This is a genomic window from Pseudomonas proteolytica (genome assembly GCF_007858275.1).
GTDB classification, from domain to species: domain Bacteria; phylum Pseudomonadota; class Gammaproteobacteria; order Pseudomonadales; family Pseudomonadaceae; genus Aquipseudomonas; species Aquipseudomonas proteolytica.
Window position 1 is genome coordinate 68,148 of sequence record NZ_VFEV01000001.1, and the last position, 24,406, is coordinate 92,553.

The window sequence follows — 24,406 nt, forward strand, 5'->3', positions numbered from 1 at the left end:
TCACCTTTGTGGGAGCCAGTCGACGCAATACCACAACAGTGCTGCGCCTCGATTCGACCACCGAATACACCGCAAAGGGAGTCTGGGAAGACGCCACCTGTGGTGCAGGTTTCGGCGATCTGTCTTCGTAATACCGCAAAACCCATGACAGGAAAAAGCACTTTGACGCTTTTTTGAAGTTTATTTTTCAGGATGACGAATAGCACTGGCGGGGCGCCACGCACACCGCTAAAGTCGGAAGTCCGCCTGCATCGAAATGTCGCAGCAAATCACCCCAAAAAAACCTCACCCCCAGCAGGGCCGGGCACTTCAGCGAAATGCCTCGCGACACTCCTGCCAACCCAAGCCACTCTGCGCCGTTGCCTGCAACAACATCGGCAATGCCACCCGCGCCTTGTCCTGGGTGTCGTGGAACACAATCACCCCTTTGCGCCACAACAACATCAGCGTCAGCACCCGCTGGGCCGACTCGTCGGCCTTGAGCTGGCCCGGCTCATCCTGGGAGTCGATATCCCACAGCGCCACTTGCAGGCCCTGGGCCTGGAAGAAGCCCTGGCTGTCGGCCCGGCGCTGGCCATAGGGCGGACGGAACAACGGCACATAGTTTTCCGGCAGCAGGTTCTGGGTCAGTGATGCACTGCGGGTGATCGAACTCTGCCAGTCGACCCAATGGCTGTGGGAGCGGTACTGCCAGCCCTGGATGCCCACGCACTGGCCTTGATACAACGCCTGCACATCAGCGGCCGACGTCTTCTCCAGGCGGGTTTGCAGGCTGTTGCCCAGGGCAAAGAAGGTGGCCGTCATTTTCTGCTTGCGCAGGTAATCGGCCAGCCAGTCGGTTTGGCCGTTAAGCGGCGCCGGGCCGCCATCGAAGGTCAATAGAAACAGGCGGTCGTTGAGCTCGTCGCCATTGCGCTCGAAATCACCAAACCGTGCGACTTCGCTGCTGATCTGCGGGAACAGAGCCGCCTTGCGCAGCAACTCGTCCAGATAGCGCTGGTGAAAGGTGCGGCTGGGGCCGGCCCAGCCTATGTAGAAGGATTGGTCGCTGACCTCGAATTTGCCGGCCTGCTCGCGCAGGTCGTCCATGTTGTCCACCAGGTAGCAGAACGAGGCGTCCTGTTCGCAGCTTTGCTGGGCAAATCCGTAATTCTCCAGCAACCGTTGCCAGAGGTGGCGACGCAGGTCGTCGATGGCGCCCTGGTTGATGATCTTCAGCCCCAGACGTTGCTTGAGGGCCGCCTCATCCAAGGCCTCGCTGGCCAGCAGTGTGTGGGCGAACATGAGGATTTCGGCGCGTGACGCCACATCGAACAGCGCCGGGCTGCTGAGCTTTTCCGGCCAGGTGCCGCGGTCCAGGCTCGCGACATCCACAGTGGCCGCCTGGGCGCCCAGGCACGTCAGCCAGGCGCATAAAAAAAGCGCAATTCGCACAAAGGGTCCCCCGTTCCTGATTCGTCGGCCACTATAGCCGATCACAATCCTCCCTGTGGGAGCCGGGCTTGCCCGCGATGGCGGAGTGTCAATTGGCCTATTGGCAAGCTGTCACGCCGCCATCGCGGGCAAGCCCGGCTCCCACAGGGACAACCGTATGGCAACTATTGGCGTGATAGGTGGAGTCAAACCGCCCTACCCCCTAGAATCCCCCGACGATTACAGGAGACGACTTCATGCTGATGGTGATTTCCCCCGCCAAAACCCTCGATTTCGAGACTGCGCCTGCGACCCAGCGCTTTACCCAGCCGCAATACCTCGACCACTCCCAGGAATTGATCGAGCAGTTGCGCGAACTGAGCCCGGCGCAGATCAGTGAACTGATGCATGTTTCCGACAAGATCGGCGGCCTCAACGCCGCACGTTTCGGCAGCTGGAGCCCGGCCTTCACCCCCGCCAATGCCAAGCAGGCGCTGCTGGCGTTCAAGGGCGACGTGTACACCGGCCTGAATGCCGAAACCTTCAGCGATGCCGACTTCAGTTACGCCCAGGACCACCTGCGCATGCTCTCCGGCCTGTACGGCCTGCTGCGCCCGCTGGACCTGATGATGCCGTACCGCCTGGAGATGGGCACCAAGTTGGCCAACGCCCGTGGCAAGGACTTGTACGCATTCTGGGGCACACGGATCAGCGAGTGGCTCAATGAAGCCCTGGCTGAGCAAGGCGATGATGTACTGCTCAACCTGGCGTCCAACGAGTACTTCTCCGCGGTCAAGCGCCCGGCCCTCAACGCGCGGATCATCAACACCGAGTTCAAGGACCTGAAGAACGGCCAGTACAAGATCATCAGTTTCTACGCCAAAAAGGCCCGGGGCATGATGAGCCGCTTCGTGATCGAAGAACGCATCAACGACCCGGCCCAGCTCAAGCAATTCGATGTGCAGGGCTACCGCTTCAATGCCGAGCAGTCCAAGCCGGATAACCTGGTGTTTTTGCGCGATCACGCACCGGATTGAGGCTGCACCCGGCTTAAAATGTGGGAGCGGGCTTGCTCGCGAAAGCGGTGTATCAGTCACCGGATAGATTGACTGAAACACCGCTTTCGCGAGCAAGCCCGCTCCCACATTTGTCCTACATTCCTCCAATAGAATCGTCATTATTTTGGCGCCAAAAATATTTCTTCAGAATTCATAACGTTTCTTTCACTCGACATCCGTCAGTTTTTTTCGTAGTGGCACCACTTTTTTCAAACAGTAGTGGCATAAAACTATATCCCCGCGCCAACTCCCTATATCCACTAGCCCAATCTGCAAGTGCTATCAATATAGTACTAGTGCCATCTTTGCTTATATTTCAAGAAATTTCGAGAAACAGGATGAGCGGCCAGGAACTATGTCTGCGAGTGCCGCTCATACCACCGGTAACGATTATCTCTGTTCTTGTGCGATATGACTTACACAGCGACCAACGGAAGTAGCAAAGTTGTCATATATAACTTTGACTGCTCGGTCTAATTACCAACTGTTTAGTTGAGGGCGGGCGATCAGGTTGCATGACCATCCCCTACAAGGCCAGGGCTAAAGCCTACCTAAATGGGTCAGTGAGACAACCCAAGGCATTGATAGATAAAGGCTAAATGCCAATATCAAGGCTTTGCGGCACTGACGCCAGACCCTTCTCACAGAAGACTGGCTGCATTTCAGGGCAAGCCCCAACAACAAGGCCAAGTTGCGCACAACTTGAGTGCATTAGTTAGTCACTCGACTTTTAACATGCCTGTACATGGCAATGCAGTGTCTATTCACGGCATTTCCTAGTGCATGAGTGACGCTTGAAAACATGAACTCCGGCCATTTAATGGCGTGATAAAGATAGAGGTAAATGCGATGCGCATCAGCATATTTGGTTTGGGTTACGTGGGCGCAGTATGTGCCGGTTGCCTGTCTGCACGGGGCCATGAAGTGGTCGGTGTAGACATTTCCAAGGATAAGATCGACCTGATCAATGCGGGCAAATCCCCCATCGTTGAACCGGGCCTGGGCGAACTATTGAGCCAGGGCATTGCCAGCGGCCGGTTGCGCGGCACCACCAACTTCGCCGACGCCATCCGCGATACCGACCTGTCGATGATTTGCGTCGGCACGCCCAGCAAGAAAAACGGCGACCTGGAACTCAACTACATCGAAGCGGTGTGCCGCGAAATCGGTTTTGTCCTGCGTGACAAGACCACCCGCCACACCATCGTGGTGCGTAGCACCGTGCTGCCCGGCACCGTGGCCAACGTGGTAATCCCGATCCTCGAAGACTGCTCCGGCAAAAAAGCCGGCGTCGACTTCGGTGTCGCGGTCAACCCGGAGTTCCTGCGCGAATCCACCGCCATCGCCGACTACGACCTGCCACCGATGACCGTAATCGGTGAACTGGACAAAGCCTCGGGCGACGTCCTGCAGTCGCTGTACGAAGAACTCGACGCCCCGATCATCCGCAAGGACATCGCCGTAGCCGAGATGATCAAGTACACCTGCAACGTGTGGCACGCCACCAAAGTCACCTTCGCCAACGAGATCGGCAACATCGCCAAGGCCGTGGGCGTCGATGGTCGCGAAGTGATGGAAGTGGTCTGCCAGGACAAGACCCTCAACCTGTCCCAGTACTACATGCGTCCGGGCTTTGCCTTCGGCGGCTCGTGCCTGCCCAAGGACGTGCGCGCCCTGACCTACCGCGCCAGCTCTCTGGATGTGGAAGCACCGCTGCTCAACTCGCTGATGCGCAGCAACGAATCCCAGGTGCAGAACGCCTTCGACATCGTCTCCGGTCACGACAAACGCAAGGTCGCCCTGCTGGGCCTGAGCTTCAAGGCCGGCACTGATGACCTGCGCGAAAGCCCACTGGTGGAGCTGGCGGAAATGCTGATCGGCAAGGGCTTCGACCTGAGCATCTACGACAGCAACGTCGAATACGCCCGTGTGCATGGGGCGAACAAGGATTACATCGAAGGCAAGATCCCCCATGTGTCGTCCCTGCTCAACTCGGACTTCGACGATGTAATCAACAACAGCGACGTGATCATCCTCGGCAACCGTGACGAGAAATTCCGCGCCCTGGCGCAGAACGCCCCGCACGGCAAACAAGTGATCGACCTGGTGGGCTTCATGTCCCAGGCCACCAGTGTCAATGGCCGTACCGAAGGCATTTGCTGGTAACCGCGCTGATCGCCGGCAAGCCGGCTCCTACAGGTCGCGCATGTCATGTAGGAGCCGGCTCGCCGGCGATGGCGCCCCACTGTAAGCCTGCCACAACCCCATCGGGCCACCCCACAGGCTCGCCCCAGACTCCAGACGGATGCAGATTATGCACAGGCTAAAGCACGGCCTCCTTCAGGCCGCCGGTTGGCTGTTGTTTTTAAGCGTGTTGATGTGCCTGGCCCTGGCGTTGCCGGCGAGCACATTCGACTCGCAGTCGAGAAATTTCATCTTCCTGATTGGCGCCGTCGGTATCTGGCGCTACTCCATGGGCGCCACGCACTTTGTACGCGGCATGCTGTTCCTGTACGTGGTCTACCCGCACCTGCGGCGCAAAGTGCGCAAGCTGGGCAAGGCGGCGGACCCCTCCCACGTTTTCCTGATGGTCACCAGTTTTCGGATCGACGCGCTGACCACCGCCCAGGTCTACAGCTCGGTGATTCGCGAGGCCATCGAGTGCGGCTTCCCTACCACCGTGGTCTGCTCCCTGGTGGAAATGTCCGATGAGCTGCTGGTCAAGAGCCTCTGGGAAAAGATGAACCCACCGGATCACGTCAAGCTCGACTTCGTGCGCATCGCCGGCACCGGCAAGCGCGATGGCCTGGCCTTCGGCTTTCGTGCGATCTCCCGCCACCTGCCGGACGACCGCGCCGTGGTTGCGGTAATCGACGGCGACACCGTGCTGGCCGAGGGCGTGGTGCGCAAGACCGTGCCGTGGTTCCAGCTGTTCGGCAATGTCGGCGGCCTGACCACCAACGAGTTTTGCGAAGTACGCGGCGGCTACATCATGAGCGAGTGGCACAAACTGCGCTTCGCCCAGCGCCACATCAACATGTGCTCCATGGCCTTGTCCAAGCGCGTGCTGACCATGACCGGGCGGATGTCGGTGTTCCGGGCCAGCGTCGTCACCGACCCCGGCTTTATCGCCGACGTGGAAAGCGACTCGCTGCAACACTGGCGCCTGGGCCGCTTCAAGTTCCTGACCGGGGATGACAAGTCCAGTTGGTTCAGCCTGATGCGCCTGGGCTACGACACCTTCTACGTGCCCGATGCAGCGATCAACACCGTGGAACACCCCCCTGAAAAGAGCTTCATCAAGGCCAGCCGCAAGCTGATGTTCCGCTGGTACGGCAACAACCTGCGCCAGAACTCCCGGGCCCTGGGCCTGGGTATGCAGCGCCTGGGCCTGTTCACCAGCGTGGTGCTGTTCGACCAGCGTGTGTCGATGTGGACTTCGCTGCTGGGCCTGACCGTGGCGATCCTCGCCACCTTCAAGTACGGCGGTGCGTTCATCCTCGCTTACCTGCTGTGGATTGGTATCACGCGCCTGATCCTGACCCTGTTGCTGTCGTGCTCGGGCCACAAGATCGGCCCCGCCTACCCGGTGATTCTCTATTACAACCAGATCATGGGCGCGCTGGTGAAGATCTACGTGTTCTTCCGCCTCGATCAACAGTCCTGGACCCGCCAGGACACCAAACTGACCCGCGATTTGGCCAGCTTTCAACGTTGGTTCAACACCTGGTCGTCTCGGACCATGACCTTCTCCGCCGGCAGCATTTTCGTCGCCGTGTTGCTGATGATGGTCTGACCCTGCCAAGCCTGAATTAACCTAGGAATTAGTACGCCATGAACAGCCAAGTAAACGCCAACGTTGTCCACGAATCCGAAGCCCAGCGCCAACACGCCCGGGTCAAAATCCCGGCCAAGCTACGCTTTTTCGGCGCCGACCGCACGCCCATGGAAGTGCGGGTCATCGACCTGTCAGCCGGCGGCCTGGCCTTCAATGCCGCCCAACAACCGTTGAAAGTCGGTGATGTGCACAAGGCGCGCCTGCAATTTGTGATCGACAATCTGGGCCTGGCGATGGACGTGGAGCTGTTGATCCGCTCCCACGACCGCCAGACCGGCCGCACCGGTTGCCAGTTCCAGAACCTGGATGCCCAGGATATTTCCACACTGCGTCACCTGATCACCTCGCACCTGTCCGGCGACATCGTGACCATGGGTGACGTGCTGGCCACCTTGCAGCGCGACAACTTCACCAAGGCGCGCAAGGTCAAGGATAGTGGCAGCGGCATGAGTGCCTTTGGCCGCCTGCGCGCCGTGACCTTCAGCCTGGCGATCTTCCTGGTGGGCCTGGCGGCGTTCGGGTTTGTGTTCAAGTCGGTGTACGGCATGTACTTCGTCAGCTACGCCCAGGCCGGCCTGGTCAGCGTGCCGGGGATGAACGTCACGATGCCCCGCGACGGCACCGTGCAAAGCCTGATCAAAGACAACGGCGTTGCCGCCAAAGGCGCGCCACTGGCGACCTTCAGCACCAGCATGCTTGATGTGCTCAAGGGCCACCTGGACGAAGACCAACTGCAACCGGCCAAGGTCGAAGAGCTGTTCGGCAAGCAAATGACCGGCACCCTGACCTCGCCTTGCGACTGCATCGTCGCCCAGCAGTTGGTGGCCGACGGTCAATATGCGAGCAAGGGTGATGTGATCTTCCAACTGGTGCCGCGCGGCAGCCAGGCCAACGTCGAGGCGCGTTTCTCCTATCGCCAGTTCGGTGATGTGCGCCCAGGCACGCCGGTGAGCTTCCAGGTCGCCGATGAAGAACAGACCCGCACCGGCACCATCGTCAGCAGCACCAGCCTCAACAGCGCCGACCTGTCTTCGGATATCCGCGTGCAGATCAAACCCGACGCCCCCCTGGACAGCGCCTACGCCGGCCGCCCGGTGGAAGTGACCAGCGACCGTGGCCCGTCCCTGAACTGGCTGATCGATAAAGCCATGGCTGCTGGTTTGTAAGCGAGGACATGCCTGTGAACCCTATTTCAAGAACAACACAATCCCTGTGGGAACCGCCTGTTGTGGGAGCCGGGCTTGCCCGCGATGCAGGCGACGCGATGCATCAGACAAACCGCGACGATGCCATCGCAGGCAAGCCAGCTCCCACAAAAGTGCGCTCCCACATCCGCCCTGTGGCGCTGCTGGCGTTGGCGGTCAGCCTGGCCGGTTGCGCCGGCCTGCCCGACCAGCGCCTGGCCAATGAAGCGCTCAAGCGCGGCGACACCGCCACCGCTGCGCAGAACTATCAGCAACTGGCAGATCTGGGTTACAGCGAGGCCCAAGTCGGCCTCGCGGATATCCAGGTCGGCAGCCGCGACCCGGCGCAGATCAAGCAGGCCGAGGCCACCTATCGCGCGGCCGCCGATGTATCGCCACGCGCCCAGGCCCGCCTCGGTCGCCTGCTGGTGGCCAAGCCCGGTGCCACCGAAGCCGAGCACCGCGAAGCCGAAAGCCTGTTGAAAAAAGCCTTTGCCAATGGCGAGGGCAACACCCTGATCCCGCTGGCGATGCTGTACCTGCAATACCCCCACGATTTCCCCAGCGTCAACGCGCAGCAGCAGATCGATACCTGGCGCACTGCCGGCTACCCCGAAGCGGGCCTGGCGCAGGTACTGCTGTATCGCACCCAGGGCACTTACGACCAGCACCTGGATGACATCGAGAAAATCTGCAAGGCCGCGCTCAGCAGCACCGATATCTGCTACGTCGAACTGGCCACCGTCTACCAGAAGCGCGAGCAACCGGAGCAACAGGCCGAACTGCTCAAGCAGATGGAGGCCGGCTACAGCCGTGGCACCGTCACCGCCCAGCGGGTCGACAGTGTGGCCCGTGTGCTGGGCGATGCCTCCCTGGGCAAGACTGATGAAAAAACCGCCCAGGCCCTGCTGGAAAAAATCGCCCCGGGCTACCCGGCGTCCTGGGTCAGCCTCGCGCAGTTGCTCTACGACTTCCCGGAACTGGGCGACGTCGAGCAAATGATGAAGTATCTGGACAACGGCCGTGCCGCCGACCAGCCCCGCGCCGAATTGTTGCTGGGCAAGCTGTACTACGAAGGCAAGTGGGTGCCGGCCGATGCCAAGGCCGCGCAAGCGCACTTCCAGAAAGCCCAGGGCCAGGAAGTGGCTGCCGATTACTACCTCGGCCAGATCTACCGCCGGGGCTACTTGGGCCAGGTCTACTCGCAAAAGGCCCTGGACCATTTGCTGACCGCGGCGCGCAACGGCCAGAACAGTGCCGACTTCGCGATCGCCCAATTGTTTTCCCAAGGTAAGGGCACCCGGCCCGACCCGCTCAACGCCTATGTGTTCAGCCAACTGGCAAAAATCCAGGACACCCCGCAGGCCAATGAGCTGGCCGCACAACTTGAACAACAACTGCCGCCCGCCCAGCGCGCCGAGGGCCAGCGCCTGCTGCAACAAGAGCTGGCCGCCCGTGGCGCCTTGAGCCAAAGCACGCTGCAACTGCACGCCCTGCAAGAAGAAGACGGCGAGGAATCCCTATGAAACTCAATCCATTCGTCAAGGCCGGCATTGGCCTGACCTTCGCCCTGCTGTGGTCGTGCCCGACCCTGGCCGCGCTGACCGAAGACAAGAACTTTGGCCTGGAAGTGAAAGTCACCGGCCAGTCCGAAGATGACCGCGACCTGGGCACGCAAAAAGGCGGCGACGTCAACGGCATCGGCCTGGATGTGCGCCCGTGGATCTACGGCGAAAGCGGCGCCTGGAGCGCCTACGCCATGGGCCAGGCGGTGGCGTCCAGCGACATCATCGAGACCGACACCCTGCAACAGTCCGATGGCGACACCACCGAGCAGTCGAGCAACAACGACCGCAAGACCAAGAAGAATTACCTGGCCCTGCGCGAGTTCTGGGTCGGCTACAGCGGTTTCACGCCCTACCCTGGCGAGATCCTCAAGCTCGGCCGCCAGCGCCTGCGCAATAACGATGGGCAATGGCGCGACACCAATATCGAAGCGCTGAACTGGACCTTCGACACCACCCTGCTCAAGGCCAATGTCGGCGCTGCCGAACGCTTCAGCGAGTACCGCACCGACCTCAAGGAACTGTCTCCCGAAGACAAGGACCGCCAGCACCTCTATGCCGATGCGGCCTACCAGTGGACTCCCGGCCATTGGGTCGGCGTGCGCGGGCATCACACCCACGACGACGGCAAGCTCGACTACCCGCAACCGGGCGTGGCTGCCGACCCACTGGACAAGCGCCAGAACGGCGACCTGACCTGGCTCGGCCTGGAAGCCAACAGTGACGCCTACAACTGGCGCAACACCAATACCGTCAACTACTGGGCCAGCGTCACCGGCATGCAGGGCGATCGCAGCAACGTCAACGCGTTGAACGCCGACGGTAGTCGCCCCACCAACGCCAAGCGCAACACCGATGTAGACGGCTGGGCCACTGACCTCGGCGTGCGCCTGCGCCTCGACCCGCAGTGGCAAGTGGGCGCGGCCTATGCCCGCGCCAGCGCCGACTACGAACAGAACGGCCTGCAAAGCAACCGCTCGAACTTCACCGGCACCCAGTCGCGGGTGCATCGTTTTGGCGAGGCGTTTCGCGGCGAGATGAACAATATGCAGTCCATGAGCCTGTTCGGTTCCTGGCAGCTGCGCGACGACTACGACGCCAGCCTGGTCTACCACAAGTTCTGGCGCGTGGACGGCAACAAGCCGGTGGGCAGCAACGGCATCAATGCCGTGCAGAACAACTACGACGATGTCACCGGTGCCGTGTTGTCCAGCGCATCCCTGCCGCTGGTAGACGGCAACAAGGACCTAGGCCAGGAGATGGACCTGGTGGTCACCAAGTACTTCAAGAAAGGCCTGCTGCCCGCAGCGCTCAGCCAGTCGATCGACGAACCGTCGGCCCTGGTGCGCTTTCGTGGCGGCGTGTTCAAACCGGGCGATGCCTATGGCAAGCAAGTCGACTCGTACATGCACCGCGCCTTTGTCGACGTAGTCTGGCGCTTCTGATGGGAGCCTGCGCAATGAATCCTCACGCCCTCAAAGGCTCGGCCCTGCTCGCTGCGGCAATGCTGCTGGCGTGCGCCCCGGCCTTTGCCAATGTCGAGCCGCAGGTCAAGGCGCCCACCATCGCCAAGGAACTGCAACAGGCCAAGACCTACACCATCACCAGCCCGCCCACCGCGCCGCTGGAGATGCCCAAGCCGGCGCTGCCGGACCTCTCGGGCTACACCGCACAAGCCGTGGCGAAGAAAATCGTGCGCAGCAAGGCCGGCAAGGTCAGCGTGCGCCGGATGATGCAGGAAAACGCCCTCAAGGACTTTATCGGCGGCGACAACAAGATGGCCGAATGGGTGGTGCGCCAGCATGGCATCCCCCAGGCGATCTTTATCGACGACGGCTACATGAACCTCAAGGAACTGCTCAACAAGGTGCCCAAGCAATACCTGAGCGAAACCTCGCCCGGGGTATTCCTGGCCAGGCTGCCGATTGTGGTCGGCGAAAAAGGCATCCTCGAAATCGATAACCAGACCCAGGAATTGCGCCTGTCCCAGGAGGCCGGTTCGTTCCTGGTCAACGACGGCCAGCTGTTTGTGCGCGACACCAAGATCACCGGCTGGCGCGAGAAGAGCAACGGCCCGGCGACCTTCCGCTCGCCCAAGGAATTTCGCCCGTTCCTGCTGGCCTGGGGCGGCACCCAGACCTATATCGTCAACAGCAAAATGGCCAGCTTCGGCTACGCCAACAGCAAGTCCTATGGCGTGAGTATTTCCCAGTACACGCCGAACATGGCGAAGGTCCTCAAGCGCCCGGAACCCACCGGCTGGATTGTCGATTCCGAGTTCTCCGACATGTGGTACGGCTTCTACTGCTACGAGACCACCGGCTTTGTGATCAAGGGCAGCACCTACAAAGACAACATCGTCTACGGCATCGACCCCCACGACCGTTCCCACGGCCTGATCATTGCCGACAACACCGTCTACGGCACCAAGAAAAAGCACGGGATCATTATTTCCCGTGAGGTCAACGACAGCTTCATCTTCAACAACCGCAGCTACGACAACAAGCTCTCGGGCCTGGTGATCGACCGTAACAGCGTGAACAACCTGATCGCCGATAACGAGATTTACCGCAACCACACCGACGGCATCACCCTCTATGAGAGCGGCGACAACCTGCTGTGGGGCAACAAGGTGATCAGCAACCGTCGCCACGGCATTCGGATCCGTAACAGCGTGAATATCCGCCTGTACGAGAACCTCGCCATGGCCAACGGCCTGACCGGCGTCTACGGCCATATCAAGGACCTGACCGACACCGACCGCGACATTGAGCTCGACCCGTTCGACACCAAAGTCTCGCTGATCGTGGTCGGCGGCGAACTGGCGGCCAATGGCAGCGGGCCGCTGTCCATCGACTCGCCGTTGAGCATCGAGCTGTACCGCGTGTCGATGCTCGCGCCGACCAAATCCAGTGGCATCAGCTTCTCCGGCGTTCTTGGTGAGCGCCAGGAAGAGATTCTCGACTTGCTGGTACGCCAGAAAAAAGCCGTGCTGATCGACCCTGTCGAACGCCAGACCCAATTGCAGGACTGAGGATGACCTTTATGCACCCACACATGATCAAGCTGCTCAGCCTCTCGGGTTTGACCCTCGGCATCCTGGCCGCCAGCAGCGGCGTGCGCGCCGATGAAGCCAAGGCGCCGAGCTTTACCGCCGAGCCGTGCTGCAACCTGTGCCCCGAGGCTCACGACGCAAAGAACTACACCACTCGCTACCAGCAGAACTTCACCACCCTGGTACAGGCCCAGGGCGACTGGCTGTTCCGTACCCAGGAAGACCTGCGCACCGAATTCGACACCACCCCGGCCGGCTACAAGCGCATGCAGCAACTGCACGATGCGTTCAAGAGCAAGGGCGTGGAGTTGGTGGTGGTCTACCAGCCGACCCGTGGCCTGGTAAACCGCAACAAGCTCAACCCGGCAGAGAAAGCGCGCTTTGATTTCGACAAGGCCCTGGGCAACTACAAAACCATGCTTGGGCGTTTTGCCAAGATGGGCTACGTGGTGCCGGACCTGTCGCCGCTGACCAATGAACAACTGCCGGACGAACTGCCGGCCCACGACTTCTACTTCCGCGGCGACCAGCACTGGACCCCCTATGGCGCCCAGCGCACCGCGAAAATCGTCGGGGCCAAGGTGCGCGCCATGCCTGAATTCGCCGGGATCCCCCAGCGTGAATTCGAGACCAAGAAATCCGGACGCATGGGCAAGACCGGCACCCTGCACAACATGGCCGGGCAGTTGTGCGGCACCAGCTACGCGATCCAGTACATGGACCAGTTCAGCACCGAGCCCAAGGGCGAGGCTGCGGACGGCGACCTGTTCGGCGATTCCGGCAACCCGCAGATCACCCTGGTGGGCACCAGCCACAGCGGCAAGAACTACAACTTCGCCGGCTTCCTGGAACAGGAAATCGGTGCCGACATCCTTAACGTCGCCTTCCCCGGCGGTGGCCTGGAAGGCTCGATGATCCAGTACCTGGGCAGCGAAGAATTCCAGAAAAGCCCACCGAAGATTCTGATCTGGGAGTTCTCGCCGCTGTATCGCCTCGACCAGGAAACCATCTACCGCCAGATGATGGCCCTGCTCGACAACGGCTGCGAAGGCAAGCCGGCGCAGATGAGCGCCAGCACCACCCTCAAGCCCGGCAAGAACGAGCTGATGGTCAACAGCAAGAACATGGACCTGCGCAATAGCCGCCATCAGGTCGACATTCGCTTCGCCGATCCTTCGGTGAAAACCCTGCAAGCCACCCTCTGGTACATGAACGGTCGCCACGAGGACATCAAGATCGACAAACCCGAAACATCCGAGACAGACGGGCGTTTCGCCTTTGAACTGCGCACCGATGAAGACTGGGCCTCGCAGAACCTGCTGGCCGTGGAAGTGCAGGGCCCCGAAGCGGGCGCTGCCGCGCAGAAAGTCGAAGCGAAAATTTGCACACGCAACGTGTTCCCAAGCGGCGGTCAGCAGACCGCGCAACTTGGGCAATGAGGTTACCTATGCACAAGTTACTGATTCCAACGCTGCTGGGCCTGGCGATGTTTGCAGGCCAAGTCAACGCCGCCGCGCCGCTGCGCCCGCCCCAGGGCTATTTCGCGCCGATTGAAGCGTTCAAGACCGGCGACTTCAAGAACGACTGCGACGCCATGCCGACGCCCTACACCGGCTCGCTGCAGTTTCGCAGCAAATACGAAGGTTCCGATAAAGCCCGTTCGACCCTGAACGTGCAATCGGAAAAAGCCTTTCGCGACAGCACCGCCGACATCACCAAACTGGAAAAAGACACCAGCAAGCGGGTGATGCAGTTCATGCGCGACGGTCGCCCGGAGCAATTGCAATGCACCCTGAACTGGCTGGTGAGCTGGGCCAAGGCCGATGCGCTGATGTCCAAGGACTTCAACCACACCGGCAAGTCCATGCGCAAATGGGCGTTGGGCAGCATGGCCTCGGCCTATGTGCGCCTGAAGTTCTCCGAGTCGCAACCGCTGGCCAAGTACCCGCAGGAGTCGCAACTGATCGAAGCCTGGTTCAACAAACTGGCCGAGCAAGTGGTCAGCGACTGGGACAACCTGCCCCTGGAAAAAACCAACAACCACTCGTACTGGGCCGCCTGGTCGGTGATGGCCACGTCCGTCGCCACCAACCGTCGCGACCTGTTCGATTGGGCCGTCAAGGAATACAAGGTCGGCGCCAATCAGGTCGACGCCCAGGGCTACCTGCCCAACGAATTGAAGCGCCAGCAACGGGCCTTGGCCTACCACAACTACGCCCTGCCGCCGCTGGCGATGATCGCCAGTTTTGCCCTGGTCAATGGCGTGGATGTGCGCGGTGAGAACAACGGCGCGCTCAAGCGCCTGGGCGACAAGGTGCTGGCCGGGGTGAAGGATCCGGACATCTTCGAGCAGAAGAACGGCAAGGAGCAGGACATGCATGACCTGGAGCAGGACTCCAAATTCGCCTGGCTCGAACCCTTCTGCACCCTCTACACCTGCGCCCCGGATGTGATCGAACGCAAGCACGACATGCAACCGTTCAAGACCTTCCGCCTGGGCGGCGACCTGACCAAGGTCTACGACCCGGCGCACGAAAAAGGCAACAAAGGTTCCTGACCGTACTCGGTCCAAATGTGGGAGCGGGCTTGCTCGCGAAGGCGGTGTGTCATTCAACACAGTAGGCGACTGTTACACCGCCTTCGCGAGCAAGCCAGCTCCCACATTTCGAGCCGGTTTCGACAGTGAAAAAGTAGTACCGCCCTCCCCGGTTTTGCGTGGGGGGTTTGGGGGGGCCGTTGGCCCTTGACTGTTGGTTAAACATGGAGAGATCGGGATGGTTTTCTCGTCCAATGTGTTCCTGTTTCTGTTCTTGCCGATCTTTCTCGGCTTGTACTATTTGAGCGGGCAACGCTATCGCAATCTGCTGCTGCTGATTGCCAGCTACGTGTTCTACGCCTGGTGGCGGGTGGACTTCCTGGCGCTGTTCGCCGCCGTGACCCTGTGGAACTACTGGATCGGCCTCAAGGTCGGTGCGGCAGGCGTGCGCACCAAGCCGGCACAGCGCTGGCTGCTGCTCGGGGTGGCGGTCGACCTGTGCATCCTGGGCTACTTCAAGTACGCCAACTTCGGCGTCGACAGCATCAACCTGATGATGAAATCGGCGGGCCTGGAGCCGTTTATCCTGACCCACGTGCTGTTGCCGATCGGGATCTCGTTCTACATCTTCGAGTCCATCAGCTACATCATCGACGTGTACCGCGGCGACACTCCGGCGACCCGCAACCTCATCGACTTTGCGGCGTTCGTGGCGATCTTCCCGCACCTGATTGCCGGCCCGGTGCTGCGCTTTCGCGACCTGGCCGACCAGTTCAACAACCGCACCCACACCCTGGATAAATTCTCCGAGGGCTGCACGCGGTTCATGCAGGGCTTTATCAAGAAGGTGTTTATCGCCGACACCCTGGCGGTGGTGGCCGACCATTGCTTCGCCCTGCAAAACCCCACCACGGGCGATGCCTGGCTCGGCGCGCTGGCGTATACCGCGCAGCTGTATTTCGACTTCTCCGGCTACAGCGACATGGCCATCGGCCTGGGTTTGATGATGGGTTTCCGCTTTATGGAAAACTTCAAGCAGCCGTATATCAGCCAGTCGATCACCGAGTTCTGGCGGCGCTGGCATATCAGCCTGTCCACCTGGTTGCGCGACTATCTGTACATCACCCTGGGCGGCAACCGCAAAGGCACGCTGACCACCTATCGCAACCTGTTCCTGACCATGTTGCTCGGCGGCCTGTGGCACGGCGCGAACATCACCTACATCGTGTGGGGCGCCTGGCACGGCATGTGGCTGGCGATTGAAAAAGCCATCGGCCTGAACACCTCGCCACGCAGCTTCAACCCGGTGCGCTGGGCCTTCACCTTCCTGCTGGTGGTGATGGGCTGGGTGATCTTCCGCGCCGAAAACCTGCACGTTGCCGGGCGCATGTACGGCGCGATGTTCAGCTTTGGCGAGTGGTCGCTGTCGGAACTCAACCGCGCCAACCTCACGGGCCTGCAAGTGGCAACCATGGTGGTGGCCTACGCCACGCTGGCGTTCTTCGGCCTGCGCGACTTCTACCGCAATCGCCCGGCCGACAAGGCCAAGCCGGCTGACCCGAGCCTGATCAAGGCGGTGCCTGGGGATAACCCCGGCAGCATCCAGGAACCCGGCTTCAGCGTCGGCAGCAACGCCGCCGTGCAACCGGCCTACTGGACTGCCGACTGGCCACGCTATGCCATGCGCGCGGTGATCCTGCTGCTGTTCGTGGCTTCGATCCTGAAACTCTCGGCGCAAAGCTTCTCGCCGTTCCTTTACTTCCAATTCTGAGGGAGCCGACCATGACCCGTTCATTCCGCATCCTCTACGCCGCGCTGTTCATGGCCCTGCTGCTGGCCCTGGGCGCGTGGTCGGTGCGCAGTTTCTTCGGTTTCAATACCAACGCCGACGCCACCGTGCTCAACGGGCGCTGGGCCAAGGCGGTCGAAACCCATTACGACGATGAGTTCCCGATCAAGCGCCTGGGCACAAACCTCTGGGCGGCCCTGGACTACAAGCTGTTCAACGAGGGCCGTCCCGGCGTGGTGCTGGGTCGCGATCACTGGCTATACAGCGACGAAGAGTTCAACCCCGCCGTCAACGAAGAGCAGAACCTGCAAGACAACTACGCCCTGGTCGAAGGCGTACGCCAGACCCTCAAGGCCAAGGGCGTGCAATTGGTCATGGCAATTGTCCCGGCCAAGGTGCGCCTGTACCCCGAGCACCTGGGTGAAGTGCAACCAGCGAGTATTCATGCCGGGCTCTACCAGGACTTCCATGCCCGGGTGGCCGCCGACAAGATCATCGCTCCCGACCTGCTGGGCCCGCTGCAACAAGCCAAGCTCCACGGCCAACAAGTGTTCCTGCGCACCGACACCCACTGGACCCCGGATGGCGCCGAAGTCGCCGCCAAGCAACTGGCCAGCGTGATCAACGCCAAGACCCTGCTCAGCGGCGAGCCCCAGCGGTTTGTCACCGACGCCGAAAGCATCGCCCCCCACAGCGGTGACCTGCGCCTGTTCCTGCCCCTGGACCCGCTGTTCGAAAACCTGATGCCGCCCAAGGAGTCCCTGCAAAAACGCGTGACCCACGCGGTGCAGGCCCAGGCAGCGGGCGACGATGCGTTGTTTGCCGACAGCGAGATGCCGGTGGCCCTGGTGGGCACCAGCTACAGCGCCAACCCCAACTGGAACTTCGTCGGTGCCCTCAAGCAAGCCCTGGGCAGTGAAGTGGTGAACTACTCCGAGGACGGCCACGGCCCGATCCTGCCGATGCTCGGCTACCTGAAAAGCGATGACTTCAAGAACAGCCCGCCGCAGGTGCTGATCTGGGAGTTCCCGGAACGCTATCTGCCGGTGAACAACGAAATCGGCGACGCCGACCCCAAGTGGGTTGCGCAACTCAAGCAAGCCGGTACACGCCAACAGAACATGGCAATCAACACACCCGTTAAAACCCAGAAATCCGAGACGCCCGACCGGGCGCAAAACTGAAAGAGAGGTAACTCACATGACTTTCACTACTACTCCTCGTCGTCTCGCCAAGACCCTGGCCCTGGCCGCCGGCATGAGCTTCGTGTCGATGTCCGCCTTCGCCGGCGACGCCGCCCTCTACGGACCCATCGCGCCGAAAGGCTCGAGCTTCGTGCGCCTGTTCAACGCCAGCAACCAGGAAGTCAGCGCCAGCGTCGGCAACACCGCGTTGAGCGATGTGGCGCCACTGGCCAGCAGCGACTTCAGCTTCCTGCCGGGCGGTGACTACAGCGCCAAGGTCGGCAGCCAGAACGTCACGGTCAAGCTGGCCGCCGATCACTACTACACCCTGGTCAACAGCGGCACCGGCCAGCCGCAACTGATCGAAGAACCACCGTTCAAGAACAAGCAGAAATCCCTGGTGCGCGTGCAGAACCTCAGCGACAAGGCCCTGACCCTGAAGACCGCCGACGGCAAGACCGACGTGGTCAAGGCCGTGGCCGCCAAGGGCCGTGGCGAGCGCGAGATCAACCCGGTGAAGGTCAGCCTGGCGCTGTATGACGGCGATAAAAAAGTCGGCGACGTGAAGCCGGTGGCGCTGGAGCGTGGTGAGGCGGCGGTGCTGTATGTCACCGGTTCCGGTTCGAGCCTGTCGCCAGTGTGGGTCAAGCGCCCCGTGTCGACCCGCTAATTATTTCCTGAACTGACGGCTACCCACTGTAGGAGCGAGCTTGCTCGCGAAAATCGCCAACGATAACGCGAGCATTCTGAATGAACGCGGTGTCTGGAAGTGCTTCGCGAGCAAGCTCGCTCCTACAGGGGATCAAGGCGTCAGTTCGGACCGAGACAAAAACAAGAGTGAAACGACTGAATTTCGTTGCTCTAACCCATACAGATTCAAGGAGAAACCCATGATCCCAGTAATCCTTTCCGGTGGTAGCGGCTCACGTCTTTGGCCGCTTTCGCGTAAACAGTTCCCTAAGCAGTTCCTGGCCCTGACCGGCGAGCACACGCTGTTCCAGCAAACCCTGGAGCGCCTGGTGTTCGAAGGCATGGACAGCCCGATCATTGTCTGCAACAAAGACCACCGCTTCATCGTCAACGAGCAGTTGAGCGCGCGCAAGCTGGAGAGCCAGCGCATCCTGATGGAGCCATTTGGCCGCAACACCGCGCCGGCCGTGGCCCTGACCGCGATGATGCTGGTCAATGAAGGCCGTGACGAGCTGATGCTGGTCCTGCCCGCCGACCATGTACTGGACGACCAGAAAGCCCTGCAACGCGCCCTGGCCCTGGCCACCGTGGCCGCCGAGCGTGGCGAGATGGTGCTGTTCGGCGTGCCGGCCACCCGCCCGGAAACCGGCTACGGCTACATCAAGTCCACCAACGACTCACTGCTGCCCGAAGGCGTCAGCCGCGTGCAGCAGTTCGTCGAGAAGCCGGATGAAAAACGTGCGGTGGAGTTCGTCAAAAGCGGTGGTTATTTCTGGAACAGCGGCATGTTCCTGTTCCGCGCCAGCCGCTTCCTCGAAGAGCTGAAAAAACACGACCCGGACATCTACGATACTTGCGTGCTGACCCTCGAGCGCAGCGAGCATACCGCTGATACCGTGACCTTCGACGAAGCCACCTTCGCCTGCTGCCCGGACAATTCCATCGACTACGCGGTGATGGAAAAAACCCAGCGCGCCTGCGTGGTGCCGCTCAGTGCCGGCTGGAGCGACGTGGGCTGCTGGGCCTCGCTGTGGGCGGTCAATGACAAAGACGCCAACGGCAACGTGACCAAGGGCGACGTGGTGATCCAGGACAGCAAGAACTGCATGATCCACGGCAACGGCAAGCTGGTGTCGGTGATCGGCCTGGAAAACATCGTGGTGGTGGAAACCAAGGACGCGATGATGATTGCCCACAAGGACAAGGTCCAGGGCGTCAAGCAGATGGTCAACACCCTCAACGAACAAGGGCGCAGCGAGACCCAGAACCACTGCGAAGTCTACCGCCCGTGGGGCTCCTACGACTCGGTGGACATGGGCGGGCGCTTCCAGGTCAAACACATCTCGGTCAAGCCGGGCGCGTGCCTGTCGCTGCAGATGCACCATCACCGCGCCGAACACTGGATCGTGGTCAGTGGTACCGCTGAAGTGACGTGCGACGAGAACGTGTTCCTGTTGTGCGAGAACCAGTCGACCTACATCCCGATTGCCTCGGTGCATCGCCTGCGCAACCCGGGCAAGATCCCCTTGGAGATTATCGAAGTGCAATCGGGCAGCTATCTGGGCGAGGATGATATCGAGCGGTTTGAAGATATCTACGGGCGCTCGACGCCGGTTGAGCGTGGCGTGTCGCTGAAAACTATCGCGCAGTAGACCCCGCAAAAAACAGCCGCCTATCACCCTCTGCGTCCCCTATCCGCAGCGAGTGATGGGCGGTTTGTCTATTGGCGGTCAAGCGGTGTACGGCGTCTCGCCGCGAGAAATGACGCGACTCACGAGTTCACCGCTGGCGCCATCCCTGTATTGCAACGGAATGGAGAAAGGGGTCTCCACATAAAAAATATGTGGATGTCCGGGGACTTCCACCAACTTCAGACCGGTGGTGTTTATCTCAAAGTAATCGGTCATCTTATTCAACGTTTTGCCATATTTGTTACGCCCGAAAATCATCTGGGATATGACCTCCGTAGGCTTATCTTCAGGCGCCAGATCGGTGAAGTAATGCCTGCCCTGCCCTTTAGGCAGCGGGCCACCTCTTAAATCGGTAGAGGACGGTGAAAAAGAGCGGTCAGCGACGAAAGCGGAATGACGACTTCGGTTGTTGTATTTGTAGAAGACGTTCTTTCCTTTGATGGGAGGTTCCAGGGTGGCTTTTTCACCGGGAAAGGCTTCAGGTAACTTGGGGCGTTTTAAGGTGGATTGCCCACCGGAAGTGGATGGCCCCGAAGAACTGCCTGGCTCAGCAAGGCGTTTTCGACCAATGCTCACATCCCTATCGATACTTTGGACCCCGCCCAGCATCCCGCTCGAACGCCATTGGCCATTAGCCACAGCGTCGACTGTCAATACAGGCTTGCCGCTCTGGGGGTCGATAATCTGGACATAGTCGTTACTGAGTTTGAAATCACTCTTGATCTCATACGTGTTGGCGATACCTGTCTGGTCGGTATAACGGATAAACCAACGGTCTTTTCCCAGCTCGTCCTTGAATTGATAAATACCTTTGGCATTAACTGTACTTTTGGCGAGTAATGACTCGCCATCCGCAACAGCGTAGATGCTGATATTGCCCGCTTGTGACGGCAGCAGGCGATTGGGTATGTCGAAACTAGCGTATTCAGGGCCGGATGCCGGTTCAAGGATTGGCGGCTCCTTTTCCGGCAGCGTGAAAGGATCTTCAGCTTTTGAGCCGACACCTACAGAAGAGAACAACACGTTGAGCATTCCATCGAATACCTTCGCCGCCCCGTCATGACGCTCAGCTTGAGTATCGCCCGTGATCTCTTTTTCAGTGCCCAGCGCCACTTCAGTGAGCCCCGTGATGACTGCGGCTGCGGCGATTGGAGCCGCCAGCGGGGCCAGCTTGGTCAGCAACTCTGCGCCGACCGAGATGTCATTGAGCCAAATATCACGAGTGACCTCGCTGTTGGACTTGATCGCGGTGTCTGCATCACTTTTCATGCGCTGTTGGCTTAGATGCGCCATGTGGCTGAACACATCGCCCTTGATCGCGAAGTTGCCGCGGTCGATGACCCTGCCCTCTTGATTACTGACGGTTCCTGCACCGAGGTATTCCAACGATGTATCGACGCCATCTTTCGGACGGACTTCAGGGGCCAGGGAGCTTAGCGGCACTATTGCATTAAATAATAGGGTCCCCGCCCCGGGTTCACCGTTCTGCCGATCAGCCAGCGAGAAGTGCGACTCCAAGGCTTGACGCAAGGAGGGCGTGCTGGCCTGATCGCTGACCCATCGATCCATTTTTTCCAACGAGTCGAATTTCAGAAAGGCTGGCTGGGCGTCAGGAATGTAGAGGACTTGCACGCCGTCCAGACGACCATTGACGTATTTTTTGGGCAACTTGCCGGGTAGGGTAAAACGCACAATGTCATTTGACTGGAAGCCATTGATATCGAAAGCATGGGCCTGGACAGCACCTGTTACCGGGGATGTTGCCTGCAATTGTGCAAAGGTCAGGGGCTGGTTTTCAGATACGCCCTCACCACAAACAGCCGTCATCAGCTGTTTATAGTCGCTCCTGGTGAATTCATGCTCGGGCGGCTGCAGCGCTCGTTCAGCAGGTAACTTGGCCTCCTGGGACTTGAGTTGTTCGCTTGCCTTATGGATGAACACCCCCTTCTGGACAGTCCGATAGTTATCGGCGTGGTGTTCCCAGAAGTCGTCGATTTTTTCCGACATTACCGTTTGGAAGTCGACGTTCCAAAGCGACTTCATAAACTGGGAAGGCGCCAGGGGAATTTGGTTATGAGCGCCGTAGCCTGCTTTTTTGCTGTGTCCGGGGCCGTCTTTATACAAGCCCGCTTCCGAGTCCAGATTGCCGGGAACCCCGTCGTTTTCGGAGAAGTTCTTCAATACCGCATCGGTCAACGTGATTGAAGAGGAAGGTTCTTCCTTCATATGCTCCCAGCCGGTAGCGGTTGTAGCAGATTGCATGCCGTTAAAACGATTCAGATACGTCTTATCGGCGTCTACATGGAGGCCGGTCAACTTGAACACGATGTCTTGCGCGCACTTTTTGGCTTCTGTGCGCACGTCTGGAAATGCCGCAGCCGTGCCTAAGGCAATATTGTTGAATTTGGCTTTCTCGACATTGGCCTTGGCCACTTGCTCGGTAATGACTGCATAGGCATTGGAAGTGCTTTCCGGTGCCTGTGAAGACACGATTTGTCTGAGTTGGATGAGTTCTTCATGATTTTTCGGAATGTTCCAGCCGTTGGCTGTGATGTATTGCCATAGGCTGACTTCTATGGCCGGGCCTGCATCTTTCGTATCGGGCTCCAGTTGGATCTTCGTGGTTTGCAAGGCCGGAAAAATAAGCTCATTGGTTATGCGACCCGTTGTGATGCCTTGCTCCAGGCCTGCCAGTGTCTGTATCAGCGAGTTACGGTTGTCCAGATCACTGGAGCCTGCACCGGTGGATGGTTGCGTATTGGATGTTGGCTTTATTGAGTTGCTCTCTTGGGTAACCTCGTATTCGTAGGCTCCGGAAGAAAGATTCTGTATCGATATACTCATGGTGTTTATCCCCGACAGATACAAGAAAGCCCGCAGAACAACAGTTGTCAGTCTGTGGCTGTATCTATGTAAGTGATGCGAACAACGCCATCCATTCCAGTGAAAAGGTAACGGAGGATATCTCCAGAGCGTACTCGCAACCCGATAGGCAACCGTACCCCGCCAACGGTACGATGGTTCCCCCATCCGCGAGGCTGCCCCCATGTTCTTCGGCGTTCTACTGATCATCACCTGGCTGATCCTGCTGCTGCGCTATCCCGCCAAGGCGTTGCCTGTATCCCTTGTAGCAGCAGTAGGTCTGGGTTTCGTGGCGATGTGGGTGGTATGGCTGGACAACCGCGAAGCCGCGCAACTGGCGCGCCTGGAGCTACGCATCAGCTACGCCCCCGAGCAATGCCCTGCCGATCGCCCCTTGCAGCTCAAACTCAACAATGGCAATGACGTCCCCCTGACCGAATTGCGCTGGCGCGTCGCCGCCTATGCGCCGGGCGACACGGTCAACCTGGCCGACAACGTCTATGCTGCCCCACGCTATCGCGGCCCCGGCGAATTGCAGGCCGGCGCCACCTGGGAAGATTGCCTGCCGATGCCGCCGCTGCGCCCCGGCTATCGCCCGCAAACCCTGGAGTTTCGTGCCGAACGCTTGCAAGGCAGCTTCTGCGACTAATTAATAACGACAAAGGATTGAGCCATGCCCAACGTGCTTATCACCGGTTGCTCCAGCGGCATCGGCCGCGCCCTGGCCGATGCCTTCAAGGCTGCCGGCTATGACGTGTGGGCCAGCGCCCGCCGTCCCGAAGACGTCGCGACCCTGGCGGCAGCCGGCTTCAAGGCCGTGCAACTGGATGTCAACGATGGGGCCGCCCTGGCGCAACTGGCCGGGCAAGTGGGCGAGCTGGATGTGCTGATCAACAACGCCGGCTACGGCGCCATGGGCCCGCTGCTCGATGGCGGTACCGCGGCGATGCAACGGCAATTCGAGACCAATGTGTTCTCCATTGTCGGCGTGACCCAGGCGTTGTTTCCCGCGTTGCACCGTAACAAAGGGTTGGTGGTCAACATCGGCAGCGTGTCTGGGGTATTGGTCACCCCGTTCGCCGGCGCCTACTGCGCCTCCAAAGCCGCCGTCCATGCCCTGAGCGATGCCCTGCGCATGGAGCTGGCGCCGTTTGGCGTGCGGGTCATGGAAGTGCAGCCGGGGGCAATCAACACTAGTTTCGCCAAGAACGCCGGCACCCAGGCCGAACGGCTGATCAACGAACAATCGCCATGGTGGCCGTTGCGCGAAAGCATCCGTGCGCGCTCCCAGGCGTCCCAGGACAAGCCAACCCCAGCCAGCGTGTTTGCGGCGGATGTGCTCAAGGCCGCGCAACAACCTGAACCACCGCGCCTGTTGCGCTCAGGCAATGGCAGCCGCGCGTTGCCGTGGATGGCGGCGCTGTTGCCCAAGGCGTTGCTGGAGAAGGTGTTGAAGAAGCGGTTTGGGTTGAGTGGCCAGTTGTAGGTTTATTCCGAGACCGAGGCGCCTGTATCGCGAGCAAGCCCGCTCCCACTCTTAC

At 60.1% G+C, this 24,406-nt stretch carries 17 protein-coding genes; 15 read left to right on the plus strand and 2 right to left on the minus strand.

Annotation, left to right across the window (positions count from 1 at the left end; all coding sequences use genetic code 11):
• Nucleotides 1-309: 309 nt before the first annotated feature.
• A complete protein-coding gene (locus tag FIV38_RS00310) occupies nucleotides 310-1,434 on the minus strand; it encodes a polysaccharide deacetylase family protein (RefSeq protein WP_092238142.1) in 1,125 nt (374 codons plus the stop codon).
• Between the two features lie 236 nt (nucleotides 1,435-1,670).
• Between FIV38_RS00310 and yaaA the strand changes: the two genes are divergently transcribed.
• The 13 genes from yaaA to FIV38_RS00380 all read left to right on the plus strand — a co-directional run bounded on the left by yaaA (nucleotide 1,671) and on the right by FIV38_RS00380 (nucleotide 19,964).
• Entirely contained in the window at nucleotides 1,671-2,450 is a 780-nt protein-coding gene (gene yaaA / locus FIV38_RS00315) for a peroxide stress protein YaaA (RefSeq protein WP_092238144.1), read from the plus strand.
• 870 nt (nucleotides 2,451-3,320) lie between these two features.
• On the plus strand, nucleotides 3,321-4,637 hold the full coding sequence (locus FIV38_RS00320; RefSeq protein ID WP_029297911.1) for a nucleotide sugar dehydrogenase: 1,317 nt from the start codon (nucleotides 3,321-3,323) through the stop codon (nucleotides 4,635-4,637).
• A gap of 148 nt (nucleotides 4,638-4,785) precedes the next feature.
• On the plus strand, nucleotides 4,786-6,267 hold the full coding sequence (gene alg8 / locus FIV38_RS00325) for a mannuronan synthase (RefSeq protein WP_371923372.1): 1,482 nt from the start codon (nucleotides 4,786-4,788) through the stop codon (nucleotides 6,265-6,267).
• 38 nt (nucleotides 6,268-6,305) lie between these two features.
• A complete protein-coding gene (locus FIV38_RS00335) occupies nucleotides 6,306-7,475 on the plus strand; it encodes an alginate biosynthesis protein Alg44 (protein ID WP_092238147.1) in 1,170 nt (389 codons plus the stop codon).
• A 98-nt stretch (nucleotides 7,476-7,573) separates the two neighbouring features.
• On the plus strand, nucleotides 7,574-9,019 hold the full coding sequence (algK, locus tag FIV38_RS00340; protein ID WP_235861113.1) for an alginate biosynthesis TPR repeat lipoprotein AlgK: 1,446 nt from the start codon (nucleotides 7,574-7,576) through the stop codon (nucleotides 9,017-9,019).
• Nucleotides 9,016-10,503, plus strand: a complete 1,488-nt coding sequence (locus tag FIV38_RS00345) for an alginate export family protein (RefSeq protein WP_070995618.1) — start codon at nucleotides 9,016-9,018, stop codon at nucleotides 10,501-10,503. The genes algK and FIV38_RS00345 overlap by 4 nt, the downstream gene beginning before the upstream one ends.
• Entirely contained in the window at nucleotides 10,503-12,092 is a 1,590-nt protein-coding gene (gene algG / locus FIV38_RS00350; RefSeq protein ID WP_092238150.1) for a mannuronan 5-epimerase AlgG, read from the plus strand. Before FIV38_RS00345 ends, algG begins: the two co-directional genes overlap by 1 nt.
• Nucleotides 12,093-12,103: 11 nt before the next feature.
• Nucleotides 12,104-13,552 (plus strand): alginate O-acetyltransferase, encoded by a 1,449-nt coding sequence (locus tag FIV38_RS00355; protein ID WP_029297898.1) that lies wholly within the window; start codon nucleotides 12,104-12,106, stop codon nucleotides 13,550-13,552.
• Between the two features lie 8 nt (nucleotides 13,553-13,560).
• Nucleotides 13,561-14,670, plus strand: a complete 1,110-nt coding sequence (locus tag FIV38_RS00360; protein ID WP_092238153.1) for a mannuronate-specific alginate lyase — start codon at nucleotides 13,561-13,563, stop codon at nucleotides 14,668-14,670.
• Between the two features lie 217 nt (nucleotides 14,671-14,887).
• On the plus strand, nucleotides 14,888-16,420 hold the full coding sequence (locus tag FIV38_RS00365) for an MBOAT family O-acyltransferase (protein ID WP_092238156.1): 1,533 nt from the start codon (nucleotides 14,888-14,890) through the stop codon (nucleotides 16,418-16,420).
• Between the two features lie 11 nt (nucleotides 16,421-16,431).
• The gene (locus FIV38_RS00370) at nucleotides 16,432-17,622 is read left to right on the plus strand and encodes an alginate O-acetyltransferase (RefSeq protein WP_092238159.1); all 1,191 of its coding nucleotides are present in this window, start codon (nucleotides 16,432-16,434) and stop codon (nucleotides 17,620-17,622) included.
• A gap of 16 nt (nucleotides 17,623-17,638) precedes the next feature.
• Nucleotides 17,639-18,292, plus strand: coding sequence for an alginate O-acetyltransferase AlgF (locus FIV38_RS00375; RefSeq protein WP_029297892.1), 654 nt, complete (start codon nucleotides 17,639-17,641; stop codon nucleotides 18,290-18,292).
• A gap of 220 nt (nucleotides 18,293-18,512) precedes the next feature.
• The gene (locus FIV38_RS00380) at nucleotides 18,513-19,964 is read left to right on the plus strand and encodes a mannose-1-phosphate guanylyltransferase/mannose-6-phosphate isomerase (RefSeq protein ID WP_092238162.1); all 1,452 of its coding nucleotides are present in this window, start codon (nucleotides 18,513-18,515) and stop codon (nucleotides 19,962-19,964) included.
• A gap of 78 nt (nucleotides 19,965-20,042) precedes the next feature.
• Here FIV38_RS00380 and FIV38_RS00385 read toward each other — a convergent pair whose 3' ends face one another.
• Nucleotides 20,043-22,847, minus strand: coding sequence for a dermonecrotic toxin domain-containing protein (locus FIV38_RS00385; RefSeq protein WP_092238165.1), 2,805 nt, complete (start codon nucleotides 22,845-22,847; stop codon nucleotides 20,043-20,045).
• Between the two features lie 202 nt (nucleotides 22,848-23,049).
• Here FIV38_RS00385 and FIV38_RS00390 point away from each other — a divergent pair, with 202 nt between their 5' ends.
• On the plus strand, nucleotides 23,050-23,514 hold the full coding sequence (locus FIV38_RS00390) for a multidrug transporter (RefSeq protein WP_070995621.1): 465 nt from the start codon (nucleotides 23,050-23,052) through the stop codon (nucleotides 23,512-23,514).
• A gap of 24 nt (nucleotides 23,515-23,538) precedes the next feature.
• Nucleotides 23,539-24,351, plus strand: a complete 813-nt coding sequence (locus tag FIV38_RS00395; protein WP_092238168.1) for an SDR family oxidoreductase — start codon at nucleotides 23,539-23,541, stop codon at nucleotides 24,349-24,351.
• Nucleotides 24,352-24,406: the final 55 nt, after the last annotated feature.

Bases quoted from the DNA above. Each gene is read 5' to 3' on its own strand.
- yaaA (WP_092238144.1), top strand. From the start codon at position 1,671: ATGCTGATGGTGATTTCCCCCGCCAAAACCCTCGATTTCGAGACTGCG.
- FIV38_RS00320 (WP_029297911.1), top strand. From the start codon at position 3,321: ATGCGCATCAGCATATTTGGTTTGGGTTACGTGGGCGCAGTATGTGCC.
- alg8 (WP_371923372.1), top strand. From the start codon at position 4,786: ATGCACAGGCTAAAGCACGGCCTCCTTCAGGCCGCCGGTTGGCTGTTG.
- FIV38_RS00335 (WP_092238147.1), top strand. From the start codon at position 6,306: ATGAACAGCCAAGTAAACGCCAACGTTGTCCACGAATCCGAAGCCCAG.
- algK (WP_235861113.1), top strand. From the start codon at position 7,574: ATGCATCAGACAAACCGCGACGATGCCATCGCAGGCAAGCCAGCTCCC.
- FIV38_RS00345 (WP_070995618.1), top strand. From the start codon at position 9,016: ATGAAACTCAATCCATTCGTCAAGGCCGGCATTGGCCTGACCTTCGCC.
- algG (WP_092238150.1), top strand. From the start codon at position 10,503: ATGGGAGCCTGCGCAATGAATCCTCACGCCCTCAAAGGCTCGGCCCTG.
- FIV38_RS00355 (WP_029297898.1), top strand. From the start codon at position 12,104: ATGCACCCACACATGATCAAGCTGCTCAGCCTCTCGGGTTTGACCCTC.
- FIV38_RS00360 (WP_092238153.1), top strand. From the start codon at position 13,561: ATGCACAAGTTACTGATTCCAACGCTGCTGGGCCTGGCGATGTTTGCA.
- FIV38_RS00365 (WP_092238156.1), top strand. From the start codon at position 14,888: ATGGTTTTCTCGTCCAATGTGTTCCTGTTTCTGTTCTTGCCGATCTTT.
- FIV38_RS00370 (WP_092238159.1), top strand. From the start codon at position 16,432: ATGACCCGTTCATTCCGCATCCTCTACGCCGCGCTGTTCATGGCCCTG.
- FIV38_RS00375 (WP_029297892.1), top strand. From the start codon at position 17,639: ATGACTTTCACTACTACTCCTCGTCGTCTCGCCAAGACCCTGGCCCTG.
- FIV38_RS00380 (WP_092238162.1), top strand. From the start codon at position 18,513: ATGATCCCAGTAATCCTTTCCGGTGGTAGCGGCTCACGTCTTTGGCCG.
- FIV38_RS00385 (WP_092238165.1), bottom strand. From the start codon at position 22,847: ATGAGTATATCGATACAGAATCTTTCTTCCGGAGCCTACGAATACGAG.
- FIV38_RS00390 (WP_070995621.1), top strand. From the start codon at position 23,050: ATGTTCTTCGGCGTTCTACTGATCATCACCTGGCTGATCCTGCTGCTG.
- FIV38_RS00395 (WP_092238168.1), top strand. From the start codon at position 23,539: ATGCCCAACGTGCTTATCACCGGTTGCTCCAGCGGCATCGGCCGCGCC.